The following is a 20635-nucleotide window of genomic DNA, read 5'->3' on the forward strand; positions in this document are numbered from 1 at the left end:
AAATAAAAGTAAGTAGATCAGTTCATTTAGCGATAATATTATTTTTTTTGATGATAAACACCGGGATATGTTCAGCAGATAATGTTAATGTGGATATCGTTGGTCAGTTTAGCGGAGATATATTCAATGTTTTTGTAGCTGGGAATTATGCATATCTGGGCCAGGGTCAGGACCTTGTCATAATTGATACAAGTGATGTTACAGCTATCTCAGAGTTAGGCAGGGTCACTTCCATGTCAGAGATATATGGTATTGATATTTCAGGCAATTATGCTTACATAGCTAATGGCGATGCCGGAATTACTGTAATAGATATTAGTAACCCCGCTTCTCCAACCATTTTGGGTAGCTATGATACTGATGGTTTTGCACGTGATATTGCCATCTCAGGTAACTATGCCTATGTAGCTGATGTTAGCAGTCTCCTTATTGTAGACATCAGCGTTCCTTCTTCCCCAACTCTTGTAGGAACCTATGACACTATTGGTTTTGCAAATGGGGTTACTATATCAGGAGATCATGTCTACGTTGCTGATGATGTTAAAGGCGTTTTTGATGGCAGCTATGGTCTTGTTATTCTGGACATTTCCAATCCCTCTTCACCAGGCCTTGTTGGGACATACGATCTAGTTTATGCATATAATTCTGCTGTATCAGATAATTATGCCTATGTTGCTGATGACAGTGGTCTTTCAATTCTGGATATCAGTGTTCCTTCTTCACCTGCTCCGGTGGGTCGTTACTCAGGTGCTGGTGATTCGAACGGAGTTGCAGTTTCCGGTAATTATGTCTATGTAGCTGATGCCAGTGGTGTTTTTGTAGTAGATGTCACTGATCCATCGGCACCTGTCTACATGGGAAGCTATGATGGTGCTTATGTCTATAATGTTGCAGTTTCCGGTAATTATGCTTATGCGGCCTCCGACAATGGTCTTTTGGTATTTACTTTAACTGATCCTTCATCACCGGGTGTTTCTCCTGGCAATTCTGCAGACAATGCAACTCCTGACGGTGAGGCAGACCAACAGCCTGTGATCTTAGAAACAGGGGATAAATCAGTCTATGTGAATGAATTGCTTACATTCAGAGTTTCAGCAACAGATGAAGATGGTGACGTTATCATGTACTCTGCTTCGGATCTGCCAGAAGGGGCTATCTTTGATGCGACAACAGGTATTTTCAGCTGGACACCAGAAACAGAAGGTAATTATATTGTTACATTTACTGCAGAATCCAATGGTCTTACTGCCTCTGAAACTATAACTATTGATGTCTCTTCATCAGGTGGGGTCACCCCAGACTCTCCCGGGTCACAAATATCAGATATTTCAGGGGAGGATATCAGTTCGAGTTCTATAACATTGACATGGACTAATTCTCCGGATGTAGTCCTCGTTGAATTATCTCGGAATGACATTTTTATTGCTAATGTTAGTGGGTCTGTATATGAAGACAATGACCTTGACAGCGACACAAGTTATACTTATTCTCTGTTGCCACACTTGAGTGATGGAAGTAAGGGGGTCGTGGAAAGTATTGATTTAAGCACTTCATCTTCATTCGATAGTGATACAACTGGTGGTGAAAGAAGCAGTAGTAGCAGCGGTACAATGAGTAGCAGCAGTGGTGGAGGCGGTGGTGCGGGAAGTGCTGAGGACTTCGAAAACGTAGTACTGAAAGATGCTGCCACAGTGTATCTTATGATGGATTCCAATGCTACCTATGAGTTCATAGAACAGTACAATCCTATTCAGGCAGTAAGTTTCTATTCTCTTAAGAACTCAGGTGAGGTAACATCCACTATAGAGGTGCTTTACAACAGATCAAAGTTTGCCAGCAGTGATGTGGAAGGACTTGTATACAAATATGTGAATATCTGGGTAGGAAAATCCGGTTTTGCCACAGAAGGTAATATCAAAGACCCAATGGTACAATTCAGGGTAAATAACTCATGGATTGAGGAAACTGGTGTAAACCCTGCAAGCATAAGGTTGCAGAGATATGATGGAACAGCATGGGAAGTGTTACCCACAGTCTTTAAAGCCAACACTACAAGTTATGTTATATTCGAGGCCCAGACCCCCGGTTTCTCTCCTTTTGCCATCACCGCAGATGCAACTCTTGATTCAGTAAACACAGATACAAAGTTACAATCTGCAGATCCTGATGTTCTGTCAGATCCTGTCCTGAATAAAAGTGGAGATTATGGGCAAGCACAGCCTGAAAGATCCAATTTTTGGGCTCCTGTTATAGTAGTTCTTATAATAGGATTGCTTGCTGCTGGCTACATGTACCTGAAGAAAAAATGAGAAGGCAATGTGTTACCCTGTATGATCATATACAGGGAAACATTTTTAAAACCATTTTCGGCAGTTTAAATTTTTTATGGATTAAATCTCAGCTTTTCTGGCCATCACACTAAGTATTTCTTTTTTCCTTGCCATTATAATTTCTTTTCTGCTTCAATTCTTTATTCGAACCAAGAGCCTTCGTATTCTTTCCATTTGTTATTAAAGCCAGAAACATACTTTTATCTTATAAATAAAGTGACATTGGTATGGAAAATATTTGCAGGCAGTTCAAACCTATAGGTATAAATATCAGTTTGAGTCAACTATATAATATAGTCAAGCAGTTACTTTCTATCAATTATTTTATAATTACCTGATCCACTGGGACAAATCAAGCTATTGGGTATTGATCTTAAGGATATAGTCCTCTCTAACTTGCGGAGTGGTTGGATGCGCATTAAGTTAAGTAAATTAGTCTGTATAGGCTTTGCATTACTTCTATTTTTAATTTCAGCTGGGATTAGCGCTGGTGAACTTGTAATAACACATATTGGAGATAAAACGATAGGCGAAAATGAACCTCTGACTTTTAATGTTGCTGCAGGAGATGACGAGAATATCAATGCTACAATAACATTTAAAGTTGAAAATTTGCCAGAAGGGGCAACTTTCAATCCACATCCACAAAATCCAAATACATACACTTTTAGCTTGACCCCCGGTAACGGTACTGCTGGCAGGTATCAGGTAACATTCATAGCAACTATTAGCGGCGTTGGTAATGACAGTGATAGCACAGAAACGGAAACTATAATGATCATTGTCAAAAAAGTGGATAAAACTAATTTGCTGGACGTAATTGGAGCTGCCACCGAAAAACTAGAAGATGCAGTTCCAGGAAATGACATCGATCAATACCCGCAAACAGCAATAGATACATTCAGAAGAGCAATCACCACAGCACAGGCAGTTGCAGACAGTACACGCTCCACACAAACGCAGGTAGACAATGCAATAAGCTCTCTGGGAACAGCTGAAGCTGCTTTTGACGCTGCCAGAATAAAATCCATAGACAAAAGTTCATTGAAAACAGCCATTGCTCAAGCCAATGCAAAAGTAGTGACTGCAGCCTCCGGGAATGAAGGTGGTCAGTACCCACAAGCAGCAATAGATGCATTCAAAGCAGCTATTGCTGTGGCACAGGGAGTTGCGGATGATTCAAATGCAACAAATGCAGAAGTAAGCCAGGCAGTTACAGCCCTGAAAGCAGCTGAAGCGGCATTTGATGCAGCTGAAATACCCTCTGTAGATAAGTCCTCACTACTATCTGCTATCAGCGCTGCATCTTCAAAGGCTGGTAATGCCGTTGCCGGTATTGAGCCCGGTCAGTATCCCAGGTCTGCCATCAATGCTTTTAATGATGCTATTTCCAGGGCAGGATCCGTTGCTGACGACAGAGGTGCAACCCAGTCTGAGGTCAACCAGGCAATAAATGAACTTAAAGCAGCTGAAGCGGCATTTGATGCAGCTGAAATTATATACGTCGATCATACTCCCCCCTCAACTGTTAGTAACCTTCGGGAAAGTGGTTCAGGTCCAACCTGGATAAGATGGACCTGGACAATTCCAAGTGATTCGGATTTCAGTCATGTGAAGGTATATCTTGATGGTGTATTCGTTAGGGATACCTCCAACAGTTTTTACAATGCTACCGGGCTGGCTCCGGGAACTGTACATGCTATCAGTATAGAAACTGTGGATGTTTCCGGAAACATCAATCCTTCACTGGTTAGTGATTCTGCAGCATCTAAAATTCCAATAGACACAGTACCGCCATCATCTGTAACACATCTTAATGAGAGTAGTGTAGGTCTGGATTGGATCAGCTGGACCTGGAAAAATCCGAATGATGCTGATTTTCAACATGTTATGGTGTACTTCGATGGTGATTTTGTCACAAACACTTCTGATGTTTTCTATAATGCAATTGGGCTGACTGAAGGCACGACTCACACGATCATGATAAAAACCGTGGACGCTTCTGGAAACATCAATCCCAGAACAGTGGGCGATTCAGCAACCACAAAGATCACAGATAGAACTCCCCCGGGAACTGTAACGAACATTGAGGAGAATAATGTTGGTCCAAGTTGGATCAACTGGACGTGGATTAACCCCAATGATCCTGATTTCAGTAATGTGAGAATCTATATTGATGGGATATTCGTCACAAACACTCCAGACAGTTATTATAATGCAACAGGACTTAGCAATGGAATAGAACATACCATCGGTATTGAAACCGTAGATACTTCGGGTAACATTAATTCTACACGGGTAAGCGATCAGGCTGCTACACTGAAGATACCTGTAATTTTAAAAGTCGAAGGAAAAAACATCAGGACAAGTTCGATCACACTGGAGTGGGATGCTTCCGATGATACTGCAACCGTACAGATAATTCTGGATGGTCTGGTACTTGCCAATGTAACAGGACCAACATACATACACAGTGACCTTAATAGTTCTACAACTTACAACTATATTCTTGTCCCATTCAATGAAAATGGATTACAGGGAGAAGCAGTGACTATCAGTCTCACCACATCTTCAGTCAGCAGCGGTGGTGGAGGCGGTAGTAGTAGAGGCAGTAGTAGTAGTAGCAGCGGTGGAGGTGGCGGTGCAGGCAGTGTTGAGGACTTTGAAAACGTAGCTTTGAAAGATGTGGACAATGCATATGTCCGAATGAATGAAAACGTCACCTACAAGTTCTCAAGGGCAGGCAATGATATTCAATCCGTTAGTTTTTATTCTCTTAAGAACTCAGGTGAGATAACTTCCACTATAGAAATACTGAACAACAGGTCGAAGCTTGTACAGATAGATCCCGAGGGACCAGTTTACAAATATGTCAACATCTGGGTAGGTAAGGCTGGTTTTGCTACATCTGATAACATAAGGGATGCACGGGTGGAGTTCAGAGTGAACAATTCATGGATGGAAGAGATGGGTGTAAACCCTGAAGATGTAAAGTTGCAGAGGTATAATGGGACTATATGGGAAGTGCTGTCTACCAATCCTAAAAACAGCACAATGAAATATACAACATTTGAAGCCCAGACTCCCGGTTTCTCTCCATTTGTGATCACTTCAACGGTTCCACTTACTTCTCCATTATATAGTGATATGGATACTGCAGTCACTAAATTCGATGATCTAGTTATGGAAAAGATCCAGCCGGAAAAATCCAGGATATGGACTTTCATCATTGTTTTTATATTGATAGGAATATTTGCAGTTGGATATGAGTATCTAAAGAAAGAGTAAGATTAATCTGCTTTCCATTCTTTACCAGATACAAATGAAAGGAACAGTTCTTGGAATAGAGGGTACTGCATGGAACCTCAGTGCAGCTATTGTTAATGAGAATGATGTCGTAGCTGAGGTCACACATACATATGTGCCACCTATAGGGGGCATCCATCCAAGGGAAGCTGCACAGCACCATGCCAGATTTGCTTCACATGTTATAGGTAAACTTCTTGAAGAAGGAAGTAAAAAAGGTGTTTCTATTTCTATGATAGATGGTATAGCCTTTTCTCAGGGTCCGGGACTTGGTGCCTGCCTGCGCACTGTGGCCACCGCCTCACGTGCGCTTTCCCTTAGTCTGGGCCTGCCCCTTATAGGTGTCAATCATTGTCTTGCACACATAGAGGTTGGTCGCTGGAAGACTCCTGCGAGGGACCCTGTAACATTGTATGTCAGCGGTGCAAACTCACAGGTACTGGCATATAAAATGGGGAAATATCGTGTATTTGGCGAAACACTTGATATTGGTCTGGGGAATGCACTGGATAAGTTTGCCAGAAGTGCGGGTCTAACTCATCCTGGTGGTCCGAAGATCGAGGAACTTGCCAGAAAAGCAAAGAACTACATTCCAATGCCTTATGTGGTAAAAGGTATGGATCTCTCCTTTTCGGGGCTTTCCACTGCCGCCACAGATGCTCTTGGCAGGGCCAGCCTTGAAGATGTATGTTATTCTTTCCAGGAAACGGCTTTTTCTATGGTTGTGGAAGTTACAGAAAGGGCACTTGCTCATACCGGAAAGCATGAAGTTCTGCTTGCAGGAGGTGTAGGAGCTAATACGCGCCTTAGGGAGATGCTTAAAATAATGTGTGAAGAGCGAGGTGCTAATTTCTACGTTCCTGAAAAGCGTTTTATGGGTGATAATGGCGCCATGATCGCCTATCTTGGTCTTTTGATGCTAAACTCTGGGGACATCTTGTCTGTTGAGAAATCTCATGTAAACCCTAATTTCAGACCAGATTCAGTGGATGTAACGTGGATCAATGAAAAGGATCTGGAAGGTGATCCTTAAATGTATCTGGCAAGAGGGGCAGAAGCAGTTATCAAGCTGGAAGGCAACATTGTGGTAAAAGAGCGTATTCCTAAAAATTATCGTTTACAGCAGATCGATGAGCGGATACGCAAAGAGCGGACGCGCTCAGAGGCGAGGCTAATCTCTGAAGCTCGCAGAGCCGGAGTGCCCACTCCTGTCATATATGATATACAGGATTTTAGGATCGAGATGCAGTATATTGACGGCAGGCCCCTGAAATATGTTATGGATGAGAAGATGAGCAAAAAAATTGGTCAGCTTGTGGGCCGTCTTCATTCCAGTGGCATCATACATGGTGATCTGACAACTTCTAACATGATATTTTCTAATGACAGGATATACCTGATCGATTTTGGCCTGGCCTATACGGATAGCAGTCTTGAGGCACAGGGTGTGGATGTACATGTACTTTTTCAGACATTCGAGAGTACACACAGTGGTTATGAGGAACTGATAGCAAGTTTCTACCAGGGTTATCGGGATAGTTTTGAATCTGCTGATGCAGTGATGGAACGTGTGAAAGAGATAGAGAAGAGAGGTCGTTATGCGTAAGATGGTATTTGTTACCGGTAATAAAGGAAAGTTCAATGAAGCCAGATCCATATTTGAAGCAAAAGACATCGAGCTAATCCAAGATACAGGAGGTTATCCTGAATTACAGGAAGATGAGCTGGAACCTATAGCTTCATTTGGAGCAAAATGGGCAGCAGAAAAACTGAAGATCCCTGTGATGGTGGATGATTCCGGTCTTTTCATCAATGCTCTGAATGGTTTCCCTGGTCCTTATTCTGCATTTGTTGAAAATAAAATAGGTAATAAGAAAGTGCTCAGGCTCATGGAGGATGAAGACGACCGCACAGCTGTCTTTAAATCAGTTATTGGTTACTGCGAACCCGCAAAAGAAGCTATTGTATTTACTGGCATGGTCGAAGGTTTGATCTCTTTAGAGGAAAAGGGTACAGGAGGTTTTGGGTATGATCCCATATTTGAGTATAATGGCAGGACTTTTGCAGAGATCGGTGATGATGAAAAGAACAAGCTTTCTCACAGGCGCAGGGCACTGGACAAGTTCTTTGAGTGGCTTTCTAAGTAAAGGTGATATATTTTGAGGCGGCGCTTCCTGACAGATGCCGAAGGCATAGATACCATTCCTCTGAAAATGATAGTGTATCTGGCAATCACAGGCTGTGTGCTTGCCTTGGTAGCAATATCATGGAATACCATAGTTCCTCTAAAACAGGGCTATGATGTTGAGAAACAACTGTCTGAGGCATCTCTTGAACTGCTTTCTCTCCAGAAGGGCAAAGCACGTGACCTCTCTTTGTTTTCCAGTGCCCAAGGCAGTATGTGTTCTCTTGAACTTGACTTCCCAAGGGAGATCACATATCTTGGATTTGGTGTGGACCCTGATCCGGATAACGATGGCAATGTAACTAACTCTGCCTGGGACATAGAGAACAACACCATAATTTACAGATATAACAATGGGGTTAAGAAAAGATGGATCATAGAAGGTGAAAAGATCCATTTCTGTCAGGGTCGTCTTTCAGCTGGAGGTACGTGGCTCCCTGAAGAAATATCCGATCCCTCCAACAATATGGGTATGGGTGTAGTTATAGAAAAACCTATATCCGGAACTTATGTTTTCGAGCTTGTCAGAAGTGACGGTACTTTCACTTTATCCCACTTTTCTTAAGTAGTTCCTGACAACTGTCAGGGACCAGAAAAATCAAAATGTGTTAATATCTCAGCAGTATGTACCTGTTATCAAAATATGCGCCGGGAGTTATGAAATCGAATACTACGAGTGAACCTGCTTCCGGACGGACCTGGAATGAAACTTCTGTCCTTGGTTCCAATCCTTCATAAAAGTCATCTTCTGCAGAGAACACACGTCGGATATCCACCACAACTTCCATTATGTCTCCAGTCCTCAGTACTGGCTGGCTGGCTTTGAAGATCGTATTATCGCGAATCCGTATCGGGCTTACAGAGAAGTATTCTTCGGTCGGCAGATGGACATCTGTCCTCATATCAGATATATTGTATCTGACATTTGCCACATGTGAACCATCTGACAGGTAGATTATCAATTGTGAGAGATCAACATCTTCACTACCTGGCCCAAGAGAAAGTGATATGTGTAGCTTGGATATTTGCCCGTAATCTAGACTATTGCCTACTATAATTGTACCGCTGGTGCTTGATGAGGCTCCGAAGATGGTGAAATTGTATGTACCAGGCTCTTTGAATCTTTCTTCATAATACGAGTACTCAGCTACAGTTTCATTTGATCCATCTGTAGATATCTCAAAAGATCCACTTTCAGAGACCCATTCTATCATACCTCCTTTTGGGATAGTGACACTGGTGCTTGAGGGAATACCATCTGCAACAGTGATGGTTTTATAGGTTGCGCGTTCACCTTCCACTCGGTCTACACGTAAATTGGATGCTACTTCCTTTGTAGTTTCCTGACCGGTCTGAGAAGCTTTCTGCTGTAGTACACCTGAAGTCTTAATAAGCAGTGCAGAAGCTACCGCAGCTACAAGGACCATTGATATGAATATAATAAGTGTGCCAATACCCATCTGTGCACTTTCATCTTTGTGCATTGAATGCTTTCTATTTGCTTTCGTGCGCTTTCCCTCAATTAAGTTCTAAATTCACAAAGTTGGTAAACAGTGGATATCTCTCCCTCTCTCTCTCTCTCTCTCTCTATATATATATATATATACTATTTATTGTACATTAACACTATTATTATATACTTTTATTTTCTTCCATCTATATCATATATGGCGTACACTATTTAAATTAATCTATTAATATAAATCACAAAAAACGATCAAAAACTACTCTTCTATAAGTATAGCGCGTGCTGGTGCACCATCACAACCTGTGATCTTCAGAGGAAGACAAATAAAAGTGTACATTCCTTCTTCCACCAGTTCAAGGTCAAGGCATTCTATAATATTTATTTTCCGGGAAAGCAATGATCTGTGAAGTGGAAGAGACTTTCCATTTTCTATGGAGAAAGCGTCAATACCTAATACTTTTAGTCCTTTATCCCGAGCCCAGAAAGCTATATTCTCTTCAAGACAAAAATTCTCTGCTGCTTCAACTAAACAGGGGATACCTGTTTTTAATAATAGTACTTCTATTCCTTCTCCCGGTTTGATCGCCTTCCATGCCACATCCAGTTCTTCGGCACTAATAAAGCCGCCGCTATGCTTCATATCCAGCAAGACCGCGCGTCCCATTAAACTTTCAGGGAGCAGCATATCCGCCGAAGTTCCACCCTCAAGAACGTGGGAAGGCGCATCCACATGAGTACCAGTGTGGCTTCCCATAAATATAGTTGAAAGTGCAAAACCGTCTTTCTCAATAGAGCAAACCTGTTCTATAACAGGCTCAGGGTCCCCGGGGTATACGGGCATACCCTGCTTTATAGCTCGAGTTATGTCTATGATCCTTTTCCCTTTAAATATCATTTTGATATTTCTCATCCACTATCTTCTGGGAATTCTTGAGAACTCTTTCTGCCTGCTCAAGAGTGAGCCCCGCTCCCATTGCGATCTTTAGAGCCGTATCTCTGGTTATAAGATTTCCGGGGCTATGTGTATCCGTATCTACTACGCACTTTGCACCTGCTTCAAAAGCTATCCGGGCTACATGACCATTTGTCCGATTATGGCCATTCCTTGCGGTTATTTCAAGGTGGACATTGTTGTCGGCTGCTTTTTCAGCTTCTTCAATGGTTATAAATCCGGGATGTGCAAGGATATCTACATCTGATAGCTCAACAGAAACATTGTTTGTTCCCGGGGCAACAGGCTCTACTGTTGTTTCACCGTGCACTACTACTATTTCCGCTCCCAGCTCCTTTGCCAGGCGTGCCATCTTTCCGATCTTGGTGGGTGGAACATGTGTTATCTCTACCCCTGTAAGCACTTTAATATCCATTACCTCTTCAAGGTACTTTGCCTTGCTCACATTTTTCAGGATATGTTCCACATTGGTAAAGTCGGCATGGTCGGTTATTGCGATAGCTCTGTAACCATGTATCACTGCCCTTCTCACAAGCTCACTTGGAATAAGCTCACCATCACTGAATAAGGAATGTGTATGCAAGTCAATCATGATTTCACCATTTGCTCCTGCATTAAATATGGATGGCATATGAAATAAAGATTTATATCATCAAGACTGATATGCAGCTTGCTAAACAATAAATAACAGCATTTCTATCTTTAGTTCATTTGAAGGAAGGATGAAACAATTGCCTGGAATCAGAAGAATGGTCCTGGATGTTCTAAAACCACATTACCCCTCGATCGTAGAGTTTTCGAAAAAATTAAGTGTTCTGCCGGGTGTCTCCGGTGTAAATCTGAGTTTGTATGAAGTTGACCAACAGACAGAAACTATAAAAATTACAATAGAAGGTGATGATCTGGACTATGAAGAGATCAAACAGTCTATTGATAATCTGGGAGCAGTGATACACAGTATTGATGAGATAGTGGCAGGCCACAAGCTTGTGGAAGAAGTAGAGACCCTGCAGGAACGTTAATATCTCACTTAACTGTCTGAAGGCTATGGCTTGCAAGTTATGAGGGGATCTTCAGTATCTTGCAATAACGTCAGCAAAAGCGAAATTAGGTTTCACGTCCTTTACCTTAACTCTGACTTTATCCCCTTCACTTGCACCTTTTACAAAAACGACAAATTCCTGGATATGGAACACTCCATCACCTGTTGATCCTTTACCTGTGATCTCCACGTCCAGTTCTTCACCTTTCTTTACAGGTACATTAAGAAATTTCTTAGCTATTATATATATCTCTGCACTCTGAGATCGGGATGCTACAGGAGAAAATGACTTTGTGTGAACAAAATCAGTTCTTGCTTCTTCAAGGAAACCTTTGAACATGTCTCCCTGAAAGACCTTGACCACAAAATGACCACCTGGCTTCAGAATCTTTATCGCACATCCCAGTGCAGATCTGGAAAGATCAATGGACCGTGCATGGTCATAGCTCCAGTTGCCTGAAAGGTTAGGAGCAGCATCGCAAATAACAACATCCACTCCTCCCTCACCTACGAGCTCAAAGATCTTTTTTATAGTAGCATCTGAAGTAATATCTCCTTTTATGGTCTCAACACCCTCTATCGGTGAAATGCGCTGCAGATCAACACCTATTACCCTTCCACCCGAGAGTTTTTTTGCTACTTCAGACCATCCCCCCGGAGCTGCACCCAGGTCCACAACAGTATCCCCTTCTTTGATCACACTGAACTTCTCATTTATCTGCAGTAGTTTGAATGCAGCTCTGGACCTATAGCCTTCTTCTTTAGCACGCCAGTAATAGGTATCTCTTCTATCCCTTGCCATTAGACCCTGCCTTGTGTTAGTTTGATCGTTTTAAACGTTCTATCTTTTTACTTATGTCCATGAGGTTAGCAGCCACTGAGCCAAATTTTCCAGGTAGCCATGAATCATAGTCATAATAAAGATTAAGCAGATCACTATACTTTGATTCCAGCTTTTTTATTTCTTTTCTGTCAACTTCAATATCCTCTATTTTTATATCAAGCCTGCGTATTTTTTGCTGAAAACTGTTCAATAATTTAATTGAAATAGTATCCATATCTACTTTTCTCACAGGTAATTTCAGAATATCGATCACCTGGCTAAGTTCAGGTGGTATTTCTGGGAATGAGTTTGGTCCTGTTATGAAGTATGCATCACCATTATCTCCTGCTTCGGACACATCTTCTGCAGAAACAGATTCAAGAAGATGCTCTTTTACGGCTTTGATACAAAGTTCATCCAGTGATCCGGTATCGTGATCAGAATCCCTTAATTCGGATATCTCTTTTTCCACAGCACATATTTCCTCAAAGGTAATCGCCCCCAGAACGTATATTATACCTGTAAGTTCAGCAGCGGATATCATAAGATCATACCTTTAAAGGAAGATATACATAACTAAGAAGGAGGTAATAAAGTTACCTACAACCTGTATCTTTGATTGTTACAATTGCATGTTATTTAATTGCAGACTGTGCTAAGAGCAGAAAAAAGACTGCAAGTGTGCGCAGTCTTAAAACTTCATTCCAGGTAGATAGCCGGTCTCATGGGGACAGCGAACCTTGACTTTTTCTCAGGGTCGTAACAAGTTTCATCTGCACTGTAAACCTCTACTGTACAATTAAATTCCTTCTCAAAGAAGTGCTGGTTCTCTCTGAGTATTGCAAGTTCGTCCAGTTCGTAACCATCAAACATCTCCAAACTTTCCACTTTCATGCTGCAGATATCAGGAACTATCTTCTGTACGAACTTAGGTATCTCTTTTCCGTGAGCTCTGTTAGCAGGTTCTGCCATCAAAGACTTGATCAGAACACCAGGGTTAAGCGTACCTTCGCTTTGCATCTTAAGAGCCATCTGGAAAGTTTTTGTCTTCCATGCTGCAGATGTATACAACACTATCTTCTGAGGCGTCATCTTTGTGACCTTCAGTATCTCTTCAATATCTTCCAGTGTGTTGTCCACAAGCTTTTCTGCAAGTTCTGCATTGTTGTCCAGCAGTTTTGGGTCAAATATTGGATAATGGGCAAGGGATACAATGTCATTCTCCCCATGTCCCAGTGCCTGCCAGATCTCCTCGCATACATGTGGCGTGAACGGTGCCATTAAACGCACCCAGGTATCCAGCATATCATAGAGCAGGGTGCTTCCACCTCTTTTTTGATACCATTTGATGTCATTAAGCAGCAGGAAAAATGCATTTTGCAGGGCACTGCGGGTTCTCAGGGATCTCATATCATTGTTAGTTTCCCTTATCCGGTGTTGCAGACGGCTAAGCATCCACCTGTCAATGAGCTTCAGTTCCCCACACATGCCACATACTGCACCGGATTCAATGATCTCTCTGGCAAAGGAGTAGAACCTTTCTACCTGTTTCTTAGCAGCTTCGACTCCACTGTTCCTCCAGTCTGCATCCTGTGTCTGTTCGGCACTGGAAAGAATGTACATCCGGCTGATATCAGCGCCATATTCATCCACTGCGTTCCTCAGAGTGAGCAACGGACCTTTGGATTTGCTCATCTTTTGACCCTCAAGAGAAACAAAACCATTGACAGCAAGAGCACGAGGCCACTTTTCCTCCTCAAATATAGCTACATGATGGAAAAGGAAAAACAGTAAGTGATTTGGTACAAGGTCTTTACCTGAAGATCTGAGGTCCACAGGATACCAGTAATCTATATCTTCTTTCATCTGTGCTATGAGTTGCTCTTCAAGGCCTGTAGCTGCTGCTGCCTGCTGCAAGCTGCCCTTACCCAGTAGCACATAATCGAAAAGTTGAGGGGTGAGGTGTTCCGGTCCAATGCCACGGGCAAAGAACTTGTTTGTGATGTAGTATGTCATGTAGATCGTGGAATCACCAAGCGATTCAATGAGCCATTGATCATCAAAAGGCAGATGAGTGCCAAGCCCTTTTTTCCTTGCGCAAGCCTTGTCCTTAAGCCAATCGACCTTGTTATTGAACTCCACTCTGTATTCTTCAGGAATGATCTCCATCTTCTCAATACATCCGTAGACCTTTTCTTTCCATTGCGGGTTCGAATAGTTGAGGAACCACTGGCCTTCTACCATGTTGACCACACAGGGCGTTCCACAGCGGCACACTACGGGCTCGCTGAACTCATAGAATATTTCCCCTATACCCTGATCTATAAGATCCTGGGTGAGCACATCCTTGATCTTGGAAACTGCTATACCGGCATACTTTCCAGTGTTCTCTTTGAGCACACCCCCATGGTATTCTCTTCTGTAAACGATCTTTGTTGCCTCTTCAGCTTTTGGATCATTCTGGTCTTTCACTCCAAGTTGTTGTACGGCTTCTACAGCAGGGTATTCTCCGAACTCCTTTACTTCTATAAGGGAGATCAACTTTATATTGCTCAGATCTTCTTTGATCCCGTACTGCGAAAGGTCCCTCTCGTACAGATCCTTCAATGCCAGATAGTCGTAAGGTGCGTGGGCAGGCACGCTCATTACTATCCCGCTGCCATTATCCCCCCTTACGAAAGAGGCTGGCAATGTAATGACATCATTGCCTGTGAGCGGGTTCTTCACCTTTATACCTATCAGAGATGTGGATGGCACATCATCTACGAATTCTACTTTCCTGTCAGTGAAAGTCAGCTTCCTGTAAGCTTCTTTGCTTACCACCCAGAACTCTGTTTTTTCATCCTTTTCCACTTTAATTTTAACATGTTCTATATCCGGATTGATCCAGAGGTTCGTAACACCAAAAATAGTTTCAGGGCGCAGTGTGGCGCAAGGCAGTACCAAACCGTCATACTGGAATTTGACAAAAGTATAATCAATAATATTCGCTTCTTCTCCGTACAGAATATCATGATCCTCAACAGGATTATTGTCGTGAGGGCACCATTTAACTGGATGTGATCCCTTGACAATGAGACCTTTTTCGTGCAACAGGTTGAACTGCCATTCTATGAACTTCTTATAAGTTTCGTCCGTGGTGGTGAACTTACGTCTCCAGTCAATAGAATAACCAATAGAGCGCATGGCCTTTTCCGCTTCTTTGCTGAAATACTCCACGATCTTCTCAGGGGTGACCAGCGTTTCCAGAATATCTGCAGGTATGCCATGCAGCTGTGAATATACTTTCATGGTCTGGGGATCGTGATTAGCTATCAGCTCGGCAAGACCTACTATAGGTGTTCCAGTGACATGGAAACCCATGGGGAAAAGCACATTATATCCCTGCATCCGTTTATATCGTGCTATAACGTCTCCTATGGTGAAGGTACGGGTGTGTCCCGCGTGTAAATTACCGTTGAGATAGGGGTATGGTATTGTTATGAAGAACTTTTCTCTCTCATCGGGCTCAGGCTGGAAGACCTTTGTATCATCCCATGTCTTCTGCCACCTTCTTTCTATCTCGCACGGTATGTAATCCTGTTCCATGGTTACGCCTTTCCGGTATACCTGTTATTTTTACATTCTTTAAGTGATCCCTTCTGAGACCACTGATGCCTTATTTATATGTTGGTTAACACCTAAATAACTTTCATCCACATAAAGTCTACTCTTTTAAGTGATCTTTTCAGGGGGCAGATACCTCGGTAATTCTTTATGAGCAATCAAATCATACCGTTATGCTTATTCTTAAAGAATTGAATTTAGTTCCATGCACGTTGAGTTCATAGGTGGCCGCATATTCATAGAAGATCTTAAGCCATTTCTTAGGACAATCGCAGACATATCAAAGACAAATAATTGTACGATCCAGGCTCTCAATGCGGATAAGGTAGCTGGTGAAAAACACTTGCAGTTCGCTGTGGTAAAAGCTTGCAGGGCATTTGTGCAGGAAAGAAATGCTGCAAAGGATATAGGTATCGAGATCATGCGTTATGCTTCAGGAAAACGCCAGATAGAAGAGGCGTTTTCTATGGGGGTCCGTCAAGGTCAGAACAATATTGTTTTTATAGTCAGAGGTGAGGCATGTTCCGTTTCTTCATGCATGGATATACTAAAACAGATGCTTGTGTCTGCTGATGTCATTAAGTATCTGCCTTCCAAGAGGGATGAAATAATCATACAGTTCGGCATCACTGCAGATGAGATCACAGTTGTGGGTGAGCAGATGATCCAGGAACTTGTTATAGAGCGTGTAGCACTTGTGGATGTATTGAAGTGATATATACGAAATAATAATATATGACCGGTCAGTAAACTTGCCATTATCAATTAGTTAACTACATTAATACGATCACAGACTATTATAGGAGAGTTCAAATTCATGTCACACAAGAAAACAGCAGAAGGAATGATCAAATGCGCAGGACCTATAGAAACTGCCCTGTTGCCCAGACTTCTACAAGTTACGGAAGCAGCGGCTATAGCAGCATCCTATCAGATGGGCAGGGGAGATAAGAATTATGCTGACCACGTTTCAGTGGAAGCCATGCGCCGGACTCTTAATTACCTCGACATGAAAGGGATCATAAAGATCGGCGAAGGGGAAAGGGATGAAGCCCCGATGCTGTACATAGGCGAACATGTTGGGACCTGGGAAGGCCATCTTGAAGTGGACATTGCTGTGGATCCCCTTGAAGGTACCAATCTGGCAGCAAATGGTACTCCGGGTGCCATCTCCGTGATGGCAATGGCAGAAAGAGGTGGCCTTTTCCACGGACCTGACATCTACATGGACAAAATAGTGGTGGGTCCGGAAGTAGTTAAGTATGAAAGGAAGCATCCGGAAGAAAGTATAAACCTTGATGCACCAGTGGTCGATAATCTGGAAATTGTAGCGAAAGCACTCAACCGTAACATCGATGAACTGGTGGTCGTCATCCTTGAAAGGACAAGGCATGAAGCAAAAATAAAAGAGATCCGTGCGACCGGTGCCAGAGTAAATCTGATCACTGACGGCGATCTGATGCCAGGGGTTGCCACAGCCATACGTGGTTCAGGTGTTCACGTGGTAATGGGCGCCGGAGGTTCCGGTGAGGCTGTACTGACGGCTGCTGCCATGAAGATACTGGGTGGTAAGATCCTTGCGAGACTTGTCTTACCTACAGTCGCTAACGGTAAATCTGAAGAAGCAATAGCCACGGAGATGGCTGAAAAGATGCCAAGGCTTGAAAAGATGGGTATTACGGAAAAGAACATGCATGATGTCCTTGATACCGATCGGCTCGTTCCCGGTAATGATGTGATCTTCTCTGCAACAGGTGTGACCCCTGGTACTCTGCTTAAAGGTGTGAGCCTTTTTGGAGAAGGTGATGCACGAGTGAACAGTCTGACCATGGGGAGTTCGGGTGTGGTGAAATTTACAGATACCATCTACATAAATGACAAAGAGGCCACACCACTGCGTTTCGTTTGATAATGAAAGTATACGTATCGACATTTGGCTGTTCAGCAAACCAGGCTTCTGCAGAGGTCATGATGGCGACCATCAGAAGCCTTGGGCATGAACTTGTATCTGAGAAGCATGCTGATGTGGTGGTCCTCAACACCTGTACTGTCAAGTATTCCACTGAACAGAAGATCCTGCATAAGATCAGGGAACTGGGAGAAAAAGGAATCGAGGTGGTGGTAGCCGGATGTATGCCTGAAGTGCAGCTTGAGGACATCATCCGTAACAACCCCGATGCTCATATTTTGGGAGTAAACTCAATATCAAGGATAGGAGAGGTGCTAAATTCTATAGCTTCACCCAACCTCTGTTCCCAAACTACTTCCCGGCAAGCTCTGCATGTGTTCTCTCATGAACCGGAAGGTTTTATTAATGTGCCTCGGTTGCGGTTCAACTCCAATATACACATCTGTCAGCTTTCACAGGGCTGTAATAACGCCTGTTCCTATTGCATTGTCAGGTTCGTCAGAGGTCCGCTCAGGTCTTTCCATCCGGATTCCATTGTGGAGGATATAAGGCAGGGAGTCGCTGAAGGCTGCAGGGAAATATGGCTCACTTCACAGGATAACGCACAATACGGTATAGATATAGGTCTCAGGCTTCCTCAGCTGCTTGAGAGGATATGTGATATACCAGGTGATTTCAAGGTCCGTGTGGGGATGATGAATCCTTTTTCTGTGCTTCCCATACTTGAAGAGTTGTTGCATGCTTTTGAGAACGACAAGATATACAAGCTAGTTCATTTACCTGTACAATCAGCATCTAACGACGTGCTGAAAAGGATGAACAGGTTCCATTCTATAGAAGAGGCTGATCTTGTGATCAACAGTTTCAGGGACCGTTTTGATGATCTTACTCTTTTCACTGATATTATAGTGGGTTTTCCTGGAGAAAATGAAGCTGATTTCGTGACAACCCTTGAATGGGTAAAAAAACAGAAACCTGAAAAGATCAACATTTCCAGGTACACTCCCCGCCCACATACAAAGGCCCTTGAATACAGGAACATTGACTCTCGCATCGTTGTACAGCGTTCCAATGAACTGCACGCTGTATGTGAGGAGGTTAAGACCGGTGTCAGAGAAAATATGATGGGATGGCAAGGAAGGGTCTTTATTTCCAAAGAGGCAAAGGTCAAAGGCCTCATGGCCCGCACAGCATCCTATAAGCCTGTGGTTATTCCGGAATCATCTGCTGTTCCGGGGAGCTTTTGTGACGTTGAGATATTCGACGCAACTCCTGGATATTTTCTGGGAAGGGTAGTTATCTAAGATCTCATAAGTTATTCATGACTTAGTTTCCGTTCTCTGACCTGTAATTCATCCGTTCCACGATCGTTTTATCATATAGCTTAACGATATCACTGCGCGTGATTATCCCAAGTATTTTTCTGCTGTCTTCCCTTGATACAACAGGAAGCCTACCTATGTCTTTTGTGGCAAGGCGCTGCAGCACAGTGTTCAAAGATTCGTCGGGGTATGCAATGATCAAATTGGAAGTGGCGATCTCACTGATGGTCTTGTCCAGTTCTCCCTGTTTTACCTTGTCCCTGATGTCCTTCAGGGTCACGATACCCCACAGCCTGCCTTCCTGGTCCATTACTGGAAATCCTGCATGACGGCTGGATTGCATCAGAGCTATGAGAGCTTCTACCTTTTTGTTCACTGAAATGGTCTGCACTTCTCTTTTCATAGCATCCACAACTTTCAATGATTCCATTATGTCCACTTCTTTTCCTTTTCGTATGATAAATCCGCGCCTGCGCAGTGATTCGGTAAAAATGGATTCCGGGTGGAGGGCACTTGAAACAAGATTGCTTAACACGCATGCAAGCATAATGGGAAGGACCATACCATAATTCCTCGTAAGTTCAAACAGCACAAGTATTGCAGTAAGCGGTGCCCGGCTAATGCCAGTGAAAACAGCTCCCATGCCAGCCAGTGCATAAGCTCCGGGCTCGGACGTGACTCCCGGAAAAAGACCGTTGACAATGAATCCGTAAGCTCCTCCAAGCATAGAGCCAATGAACAGGGCCGGTACAAAGGACCCTCCCGAGCCACCTGAACCCAGGCTAAGGGAAAATGCAATTATTTTCAGGACCAGCAGGACCAATAATAAATTGAATGTGATATCATTTTCCAATACCTGGCTTATGGTATCATATCCAACACCGAATATCTGTGGGTAGAAGTATCCTATCAATCCTACAAACAAGCCCCCGACAGCAGGTTTTGTTATGGGGTGTATGTTGAGCGTATTAAAAAAGTCCCTGCATTTATAAAGTGAACGCATGAGTACTACTGCCGTAAGTCCGGCAAATAATCCCAGAACAAGGTATAGGATGGCTTCATGTACAGGACTTATAAGTTCATAATATGAGATCTGTATAGGTCTTACCCCAAATATAACATTGGAAACAAGAGTTGCAAAGACCGCAGATATTACAATGGGGACCAGCGTTGCAGCTTCAAGCTCACCCAGGATCACTTCTACTGAGAACACAACCCCTGCAAGAGGCGCATTGAATGCTGCAGCAATACCCCCGGAGGCACCACATCCCAACAGTATTTTCAGGCGATTACCTCTCATTTTAAGCATCTGGGCGAAAGCAGAGCCAATACCTGCACCAGCCAATACCACGGGAGCTTCTTTTCCTGCAGAGGCTCCCGAGCCAAGGGATATCACAGAGGATAATACTTCCAGGAACACGGTTCTTGATTGCATTTTTCCTCCGTACAGAGTAGCCGATTCTATTACATTATCTATGCTGTACCTTTGCTTTTTCATGAACCGGTGGGAAATTATACCCACCAGTAATCCTCCAATGGCAGGTATGAATATCACATAGTAATGCTGGGCATTGTATACAGGTTCGAAGAATAGCTCGGAGCTTAATTCAAGTGCATGGTCGTACAGTACGATCACTATGCCTGTCAGTACTCCTACTGTAACAGCCAATGAATTAGAAAAAACAGATTCAC

Annotated in this window: 17 protein-coding genes; 10 read left to right on the top strand and 7 right to left on the bottom strand. The window is 43.1% G+C overall.

Going from position 1 to position 20635, the window contains the following annotated elements; genetic code table 11:
* Positions 1–50: 50 nt before the first annotated feature.
* The 6 genes from METHO_RS02765 to METHO_RS02790 all read left to right on the top strand — a co-directional run bounded on the left by METHO_RS02765 (position 51) and on the right by METHO_RS02790 (position 8386).
* The gene (locus tag METHO_RS02765; RefSeq protein ID WP_015324000.1) at positions 51–2309 is read left to right on the top strand and encodes a PGF-pre-PGF domain-containing protein; all 2259 of its coding nucleotides are present in this window, start codon (positions 51–53) and stop codon (positions 2307–2309) included.
* A 432-nt stretch (positions 2310–2741) separates the two neighbouring features.
* Complete coding sequence (locus METHO_RS02770) at positions 2742–5618, top strand: PGF-pre-PGF domain-containing protein (RefSeq protein ID WP_015324001.1); 2877 nt, start codon at positions 2742–2744, stop codon at positions 5616–5618.
* Positions 5619–5652: 34 nt separating this feature from the next.
* On the top strand, positions 5653–6669 hold the full coding sequence (locus METHO_RS02775) for a bifunctional N(6)-L-threonylcarbamoyladenine synthase/serine/threonine protein kinase (RefSeq protein ID WP_015324002.1): 1017 nt from the start codon (positions 5653–5655) through the stop codon (positions 6667–6669).
* Positions 6670–7242 (top strand): Kae1-associated kinase Bud32, encoded by a 573-nt coding sequence (locus tag METHO_RS02780; RefSeq protein ID WP_015324003.1) that lies wholly within the window; start codon positions 6670–6672, stop codon positions 7240–7242.
* Entirely contained in the window at positions 7235–7783 is a 549-nt protein-coding gene (locus METHO_RS02785) for an XTP/dITP diphosphatase (protein ID WP_015324004.1), read from the top strand. Before METHO_RS02780 ends, METHO_RS02785 begins: the two co-directional genes overlap by 8 nt.
* 12 nt (positions 7784–7795) lie before the next feature.
* A complete protein-coding gene (locus METHO_RS02790; RefSeq protein WP_015324005.1) occupies positions 7796–8386 on the top strand; it encodes a hypothetical protein in 591 nt (196 codons plus the stop codon).
* 43 nt (positions 8387–8429) lie between these two features.
* Here METHO_RS02790 and METHO_RS02795 read toward each other — a convergent pair whose 3' ends face one another.
* From METHO_RS02795 to METHO_RS02805, 3 genes are all read right to left on the bottom strand, one after another.
* Complete coding sequence (locus METHO_RS02795; RefSeq protein WP_015324006.1) at positions 8430–9305, bottom strand: archaellin/type IV pilin N-terminal domain-containing protein; 876 nt, start codon at positions 9303–9305, stop codon at positions 8430–8432.
* A gap of 240 nt (positions 9306–9545) precedes the next feature.
* A complete protein-coding gene (locus tag METHO_RS02800) occupies positions 9546–10199 on the bottom strand; it encodes a cyclase family protein (protein WP_048831008.1) in 654 nt (217 codons plus the stop codon).
* Complete coding sequence (locus METHO_RS02805; protein ID WP_048831206.1) at positions 10174–10833, bottom strand: histidinol phosphate phosphatase domain-containing protein; 660 nt, start codon at positions 10831–10833, stop codon at positions 10174–10176. Before METHO_RS02805 ends, METHO_RS02800 begins: the two co-directional genes overlap by 26 nt.
* Positions 10834–10963: 130 nt before the next feature.
* Between METHO_RS02805 and METHO_RS02810 the strand changes: the two genes are divergently transcribed.
* The gene (locus METHO_RS02810) at positions 10964–11263 is read left to right on the top strand and encodes a DUF211 domain-containing protein (protein WP_216594311.1); all 300 of its coding nucleotides are present in this window, start codon (positions 10964–10966) and stop codon (positions 11261–11263) included.
* 51 nt (positions 11264–11314) lie between these two features.
* Here the strand turns inward: METHO_RS02810 and METHO_RS02815 are convergent, their stop codons facing one another.
* From METHO_RS02815 to leuS, 3 genes are all read right to left on the bottom strand, one after another.
* A complete protein-coding gene (locus METHO_RS02815; RefSeq protein ID WP_015324010.1) occupies positions 11315–12085 on the bottom strand; it encodes a 23S rRNA (uridine(2552)-2'-O)-methyltransferase in 771 nt (256 codons plus the stop codon).
* 16 nt (positions 12086–12101) lie between these two features.
* Positions 12102–12650, bottom strand: a complete 549-nt coding sequence (locus METHO_RS02820; protein WP_015324011.1) for a DUF7109 family protein — start codon at positions 12648–12650, stop codon at positions 12102–12104.
* Between the two features lie 155 nt (positions 12651–12805).
* Positions 12806–15694: a leucine--tRNA ligase gene (gene leuS / locus METHO_RS02825; protein WP_015324012.1), complete on the bottom strand. Its 2889-nt coding sequence runs from the start codon at positions 15692–15694 to the stop codon at positions 12806–12808.
* Between the two features lie 223 nt (positions 15695–15917).
* On the opposite strand from leuS, the gene cgi121 reads away from it, so the two are divergent.
* From cgi121 to METHO_RS02840, 3 genes are all read left to right on the top strand, one after another.
* Complete coding sequence (gene cgi121, locus METHO_RS02830) at positions 15918–16427, top strand: KEOPS complex subunit Cgi121 (RefSeq protein ID WP_015324013.1); 510 nt, start codon at positions 15918–15920, stop codon at positions 16425–16427.
* Positions 16428–16529: 102 nt separating this feature from the next.
* Complete coding sequence (gene glpX / locus METHO_RS02835; RefSeq protein ID WP_015324014.1) at positions 16530–17621, top strand: class II fructose-bisphosphatase; 1092 nt, start codon at positions 16530–16532, stop codon at positions 17619–17621.
* A 2-nt stretch (positions 17622–17623) separates the two neighbouring features.
* On the top strand, positions 17624–18925 hold the full coding sequence (locus tag METHO_RS02840) for a tRNA (N(6)-L-threonylcarbamoyladenosine(37)-C(2))-methylthiotransferase (protein WP_015324015.1): 1302 nt from the start codon (positions 17624–17626) through the stop codon (positions 18923–18925).
* Positions 18926–18947: 22 nt separating this feature from the next.
* On the opposite strand, the gene METHO_RS02845 is transcribed toward METHO_RS02840, so the two are convergent.
* On the bottom strand, positions 18948–20612 hold the full coding sequence (locus tag METHO_RS02845) for a chloride channel protein (RefSeq protein ID WP_245546325.1): 1665 nt from the start codon (positions 20610–20612) through the stop codon (positions 18948–18950).
* Positions 20613–20635 lie beyond the last annotated feature (23 nt).

Origin of the sequence: Methanomethylovorans hollandica DSM 15978, from assembly GCF_000328665.1 — an archaeon.
In the GTDB taxonomy this organism is placed as follows: Archaea; Halobacteriota; Methanosarcinia; order Methanosarcinales; family Methanosarcinaceae; genus Methanomethylovorans; species Methanomethylovorans hollandica.

Bases quoted from the DNA above. Each gene is read 5' to 3' on its own strand.
- METHO_RS02795 (WP_015324006.1), bottom strand. From the start codon at position 9,305: ATGCACAAAGATGAAAGTGCACAGATGGGTATTGGCACACTTATTATA.
- METHO_RS02815 (WP_015324010.1), bottom strand. From the start codon at position 12,085: ATGGCAAGGGATAGAAGAGATACCTATTACTGGCGTGCTAAAGAAGAA.
- glpX (WP_015324014.1), top strand. From the start codon at position 16,530: ATGTCACACAAGAAAACAGCAGAAGGAATGATCAAATGCGCAGGACCT.
- METHO_RS02775 (WP_015324002.1), top strand. From the start codon at position 5,653: ATGAAAGGAACAGTTCTTGGAATAGAGGGTACTGCATGGAACCTCAGT.
- METHO_RS02770 (WP_015324001.1), top strand. From the start codon at position 2,742: ATGCGCATTAAGTTAAGTAAATTAGTCTGTATAGGCTTTGCATTACTT.
- leuS (WP_015324012.1), bottom strand. From the start codon at position 15,694: ATGGAACAGGATTACATACCGTGCGAGATAGAAAGAAGGTGGCAGAAG.
- METHO_RS02785 (WP_015324004.1), top strand. From the start codon at position 7,235: ATGCGTAAGATGGTATTTGTTACCGGTAATAAAGGAAAGTTCAATGAA.
- METHO_RS02820 (WP_015324011.1), bottom strand. From the start codon at position 12,650: ATGATATCCGCTGCTGAACTTACAGGTATAATATACGTTCTGGGGGCG.
- cgi121 (WP_015324013.1), top strand. From the start codon at position 15,918: ATGCACGTTGAGTTCATAGGTGGCCGCATATTCATAGAAGATCTTAAG.
- METHO_RS02780 (WP_015324003.1), top strand. From the start codon at position 6,670: ATGTATCTGGCAAGAGGGGCAGAAGCAGTTATCAAGCTGGAAGGCAAC.
- METHO_RS02805 (WP_048831206.1), bottom strand. From the start codon at position 10,833: ATGATTGACTTGCATACACATTCCTTATTCAGTGATGGTGAGCTTATT.
- METHO_RS02800 (WP_048831008.1), bottom strand. From the start codon at position 10,199: ATGAGAAATATCAAAATGATATTTAAAGGGAAAAGGATCATAGACATA.
- METHO_RS02810 (WP_216594311.1), top strand. From the start codon at position 10,964: ATGAAACAATTGCCTGGAATCAGAAGAATGGTCCTGGATGTTCTAAAA.
- METHO_RS02765 (WP_015324000.1), top strand. From the start codon at position 51: ATGATAAACACCGGGATATGTTCAGCAGATAATGTTAATGTGGATATC.
- METHO_RS02840 (WP_015324015.1), top strand. From the start codon at position 17,624: ATGAAAGTATACGTATCGACATTTGGCTGTTCAGCAAACCAGGCTTCT.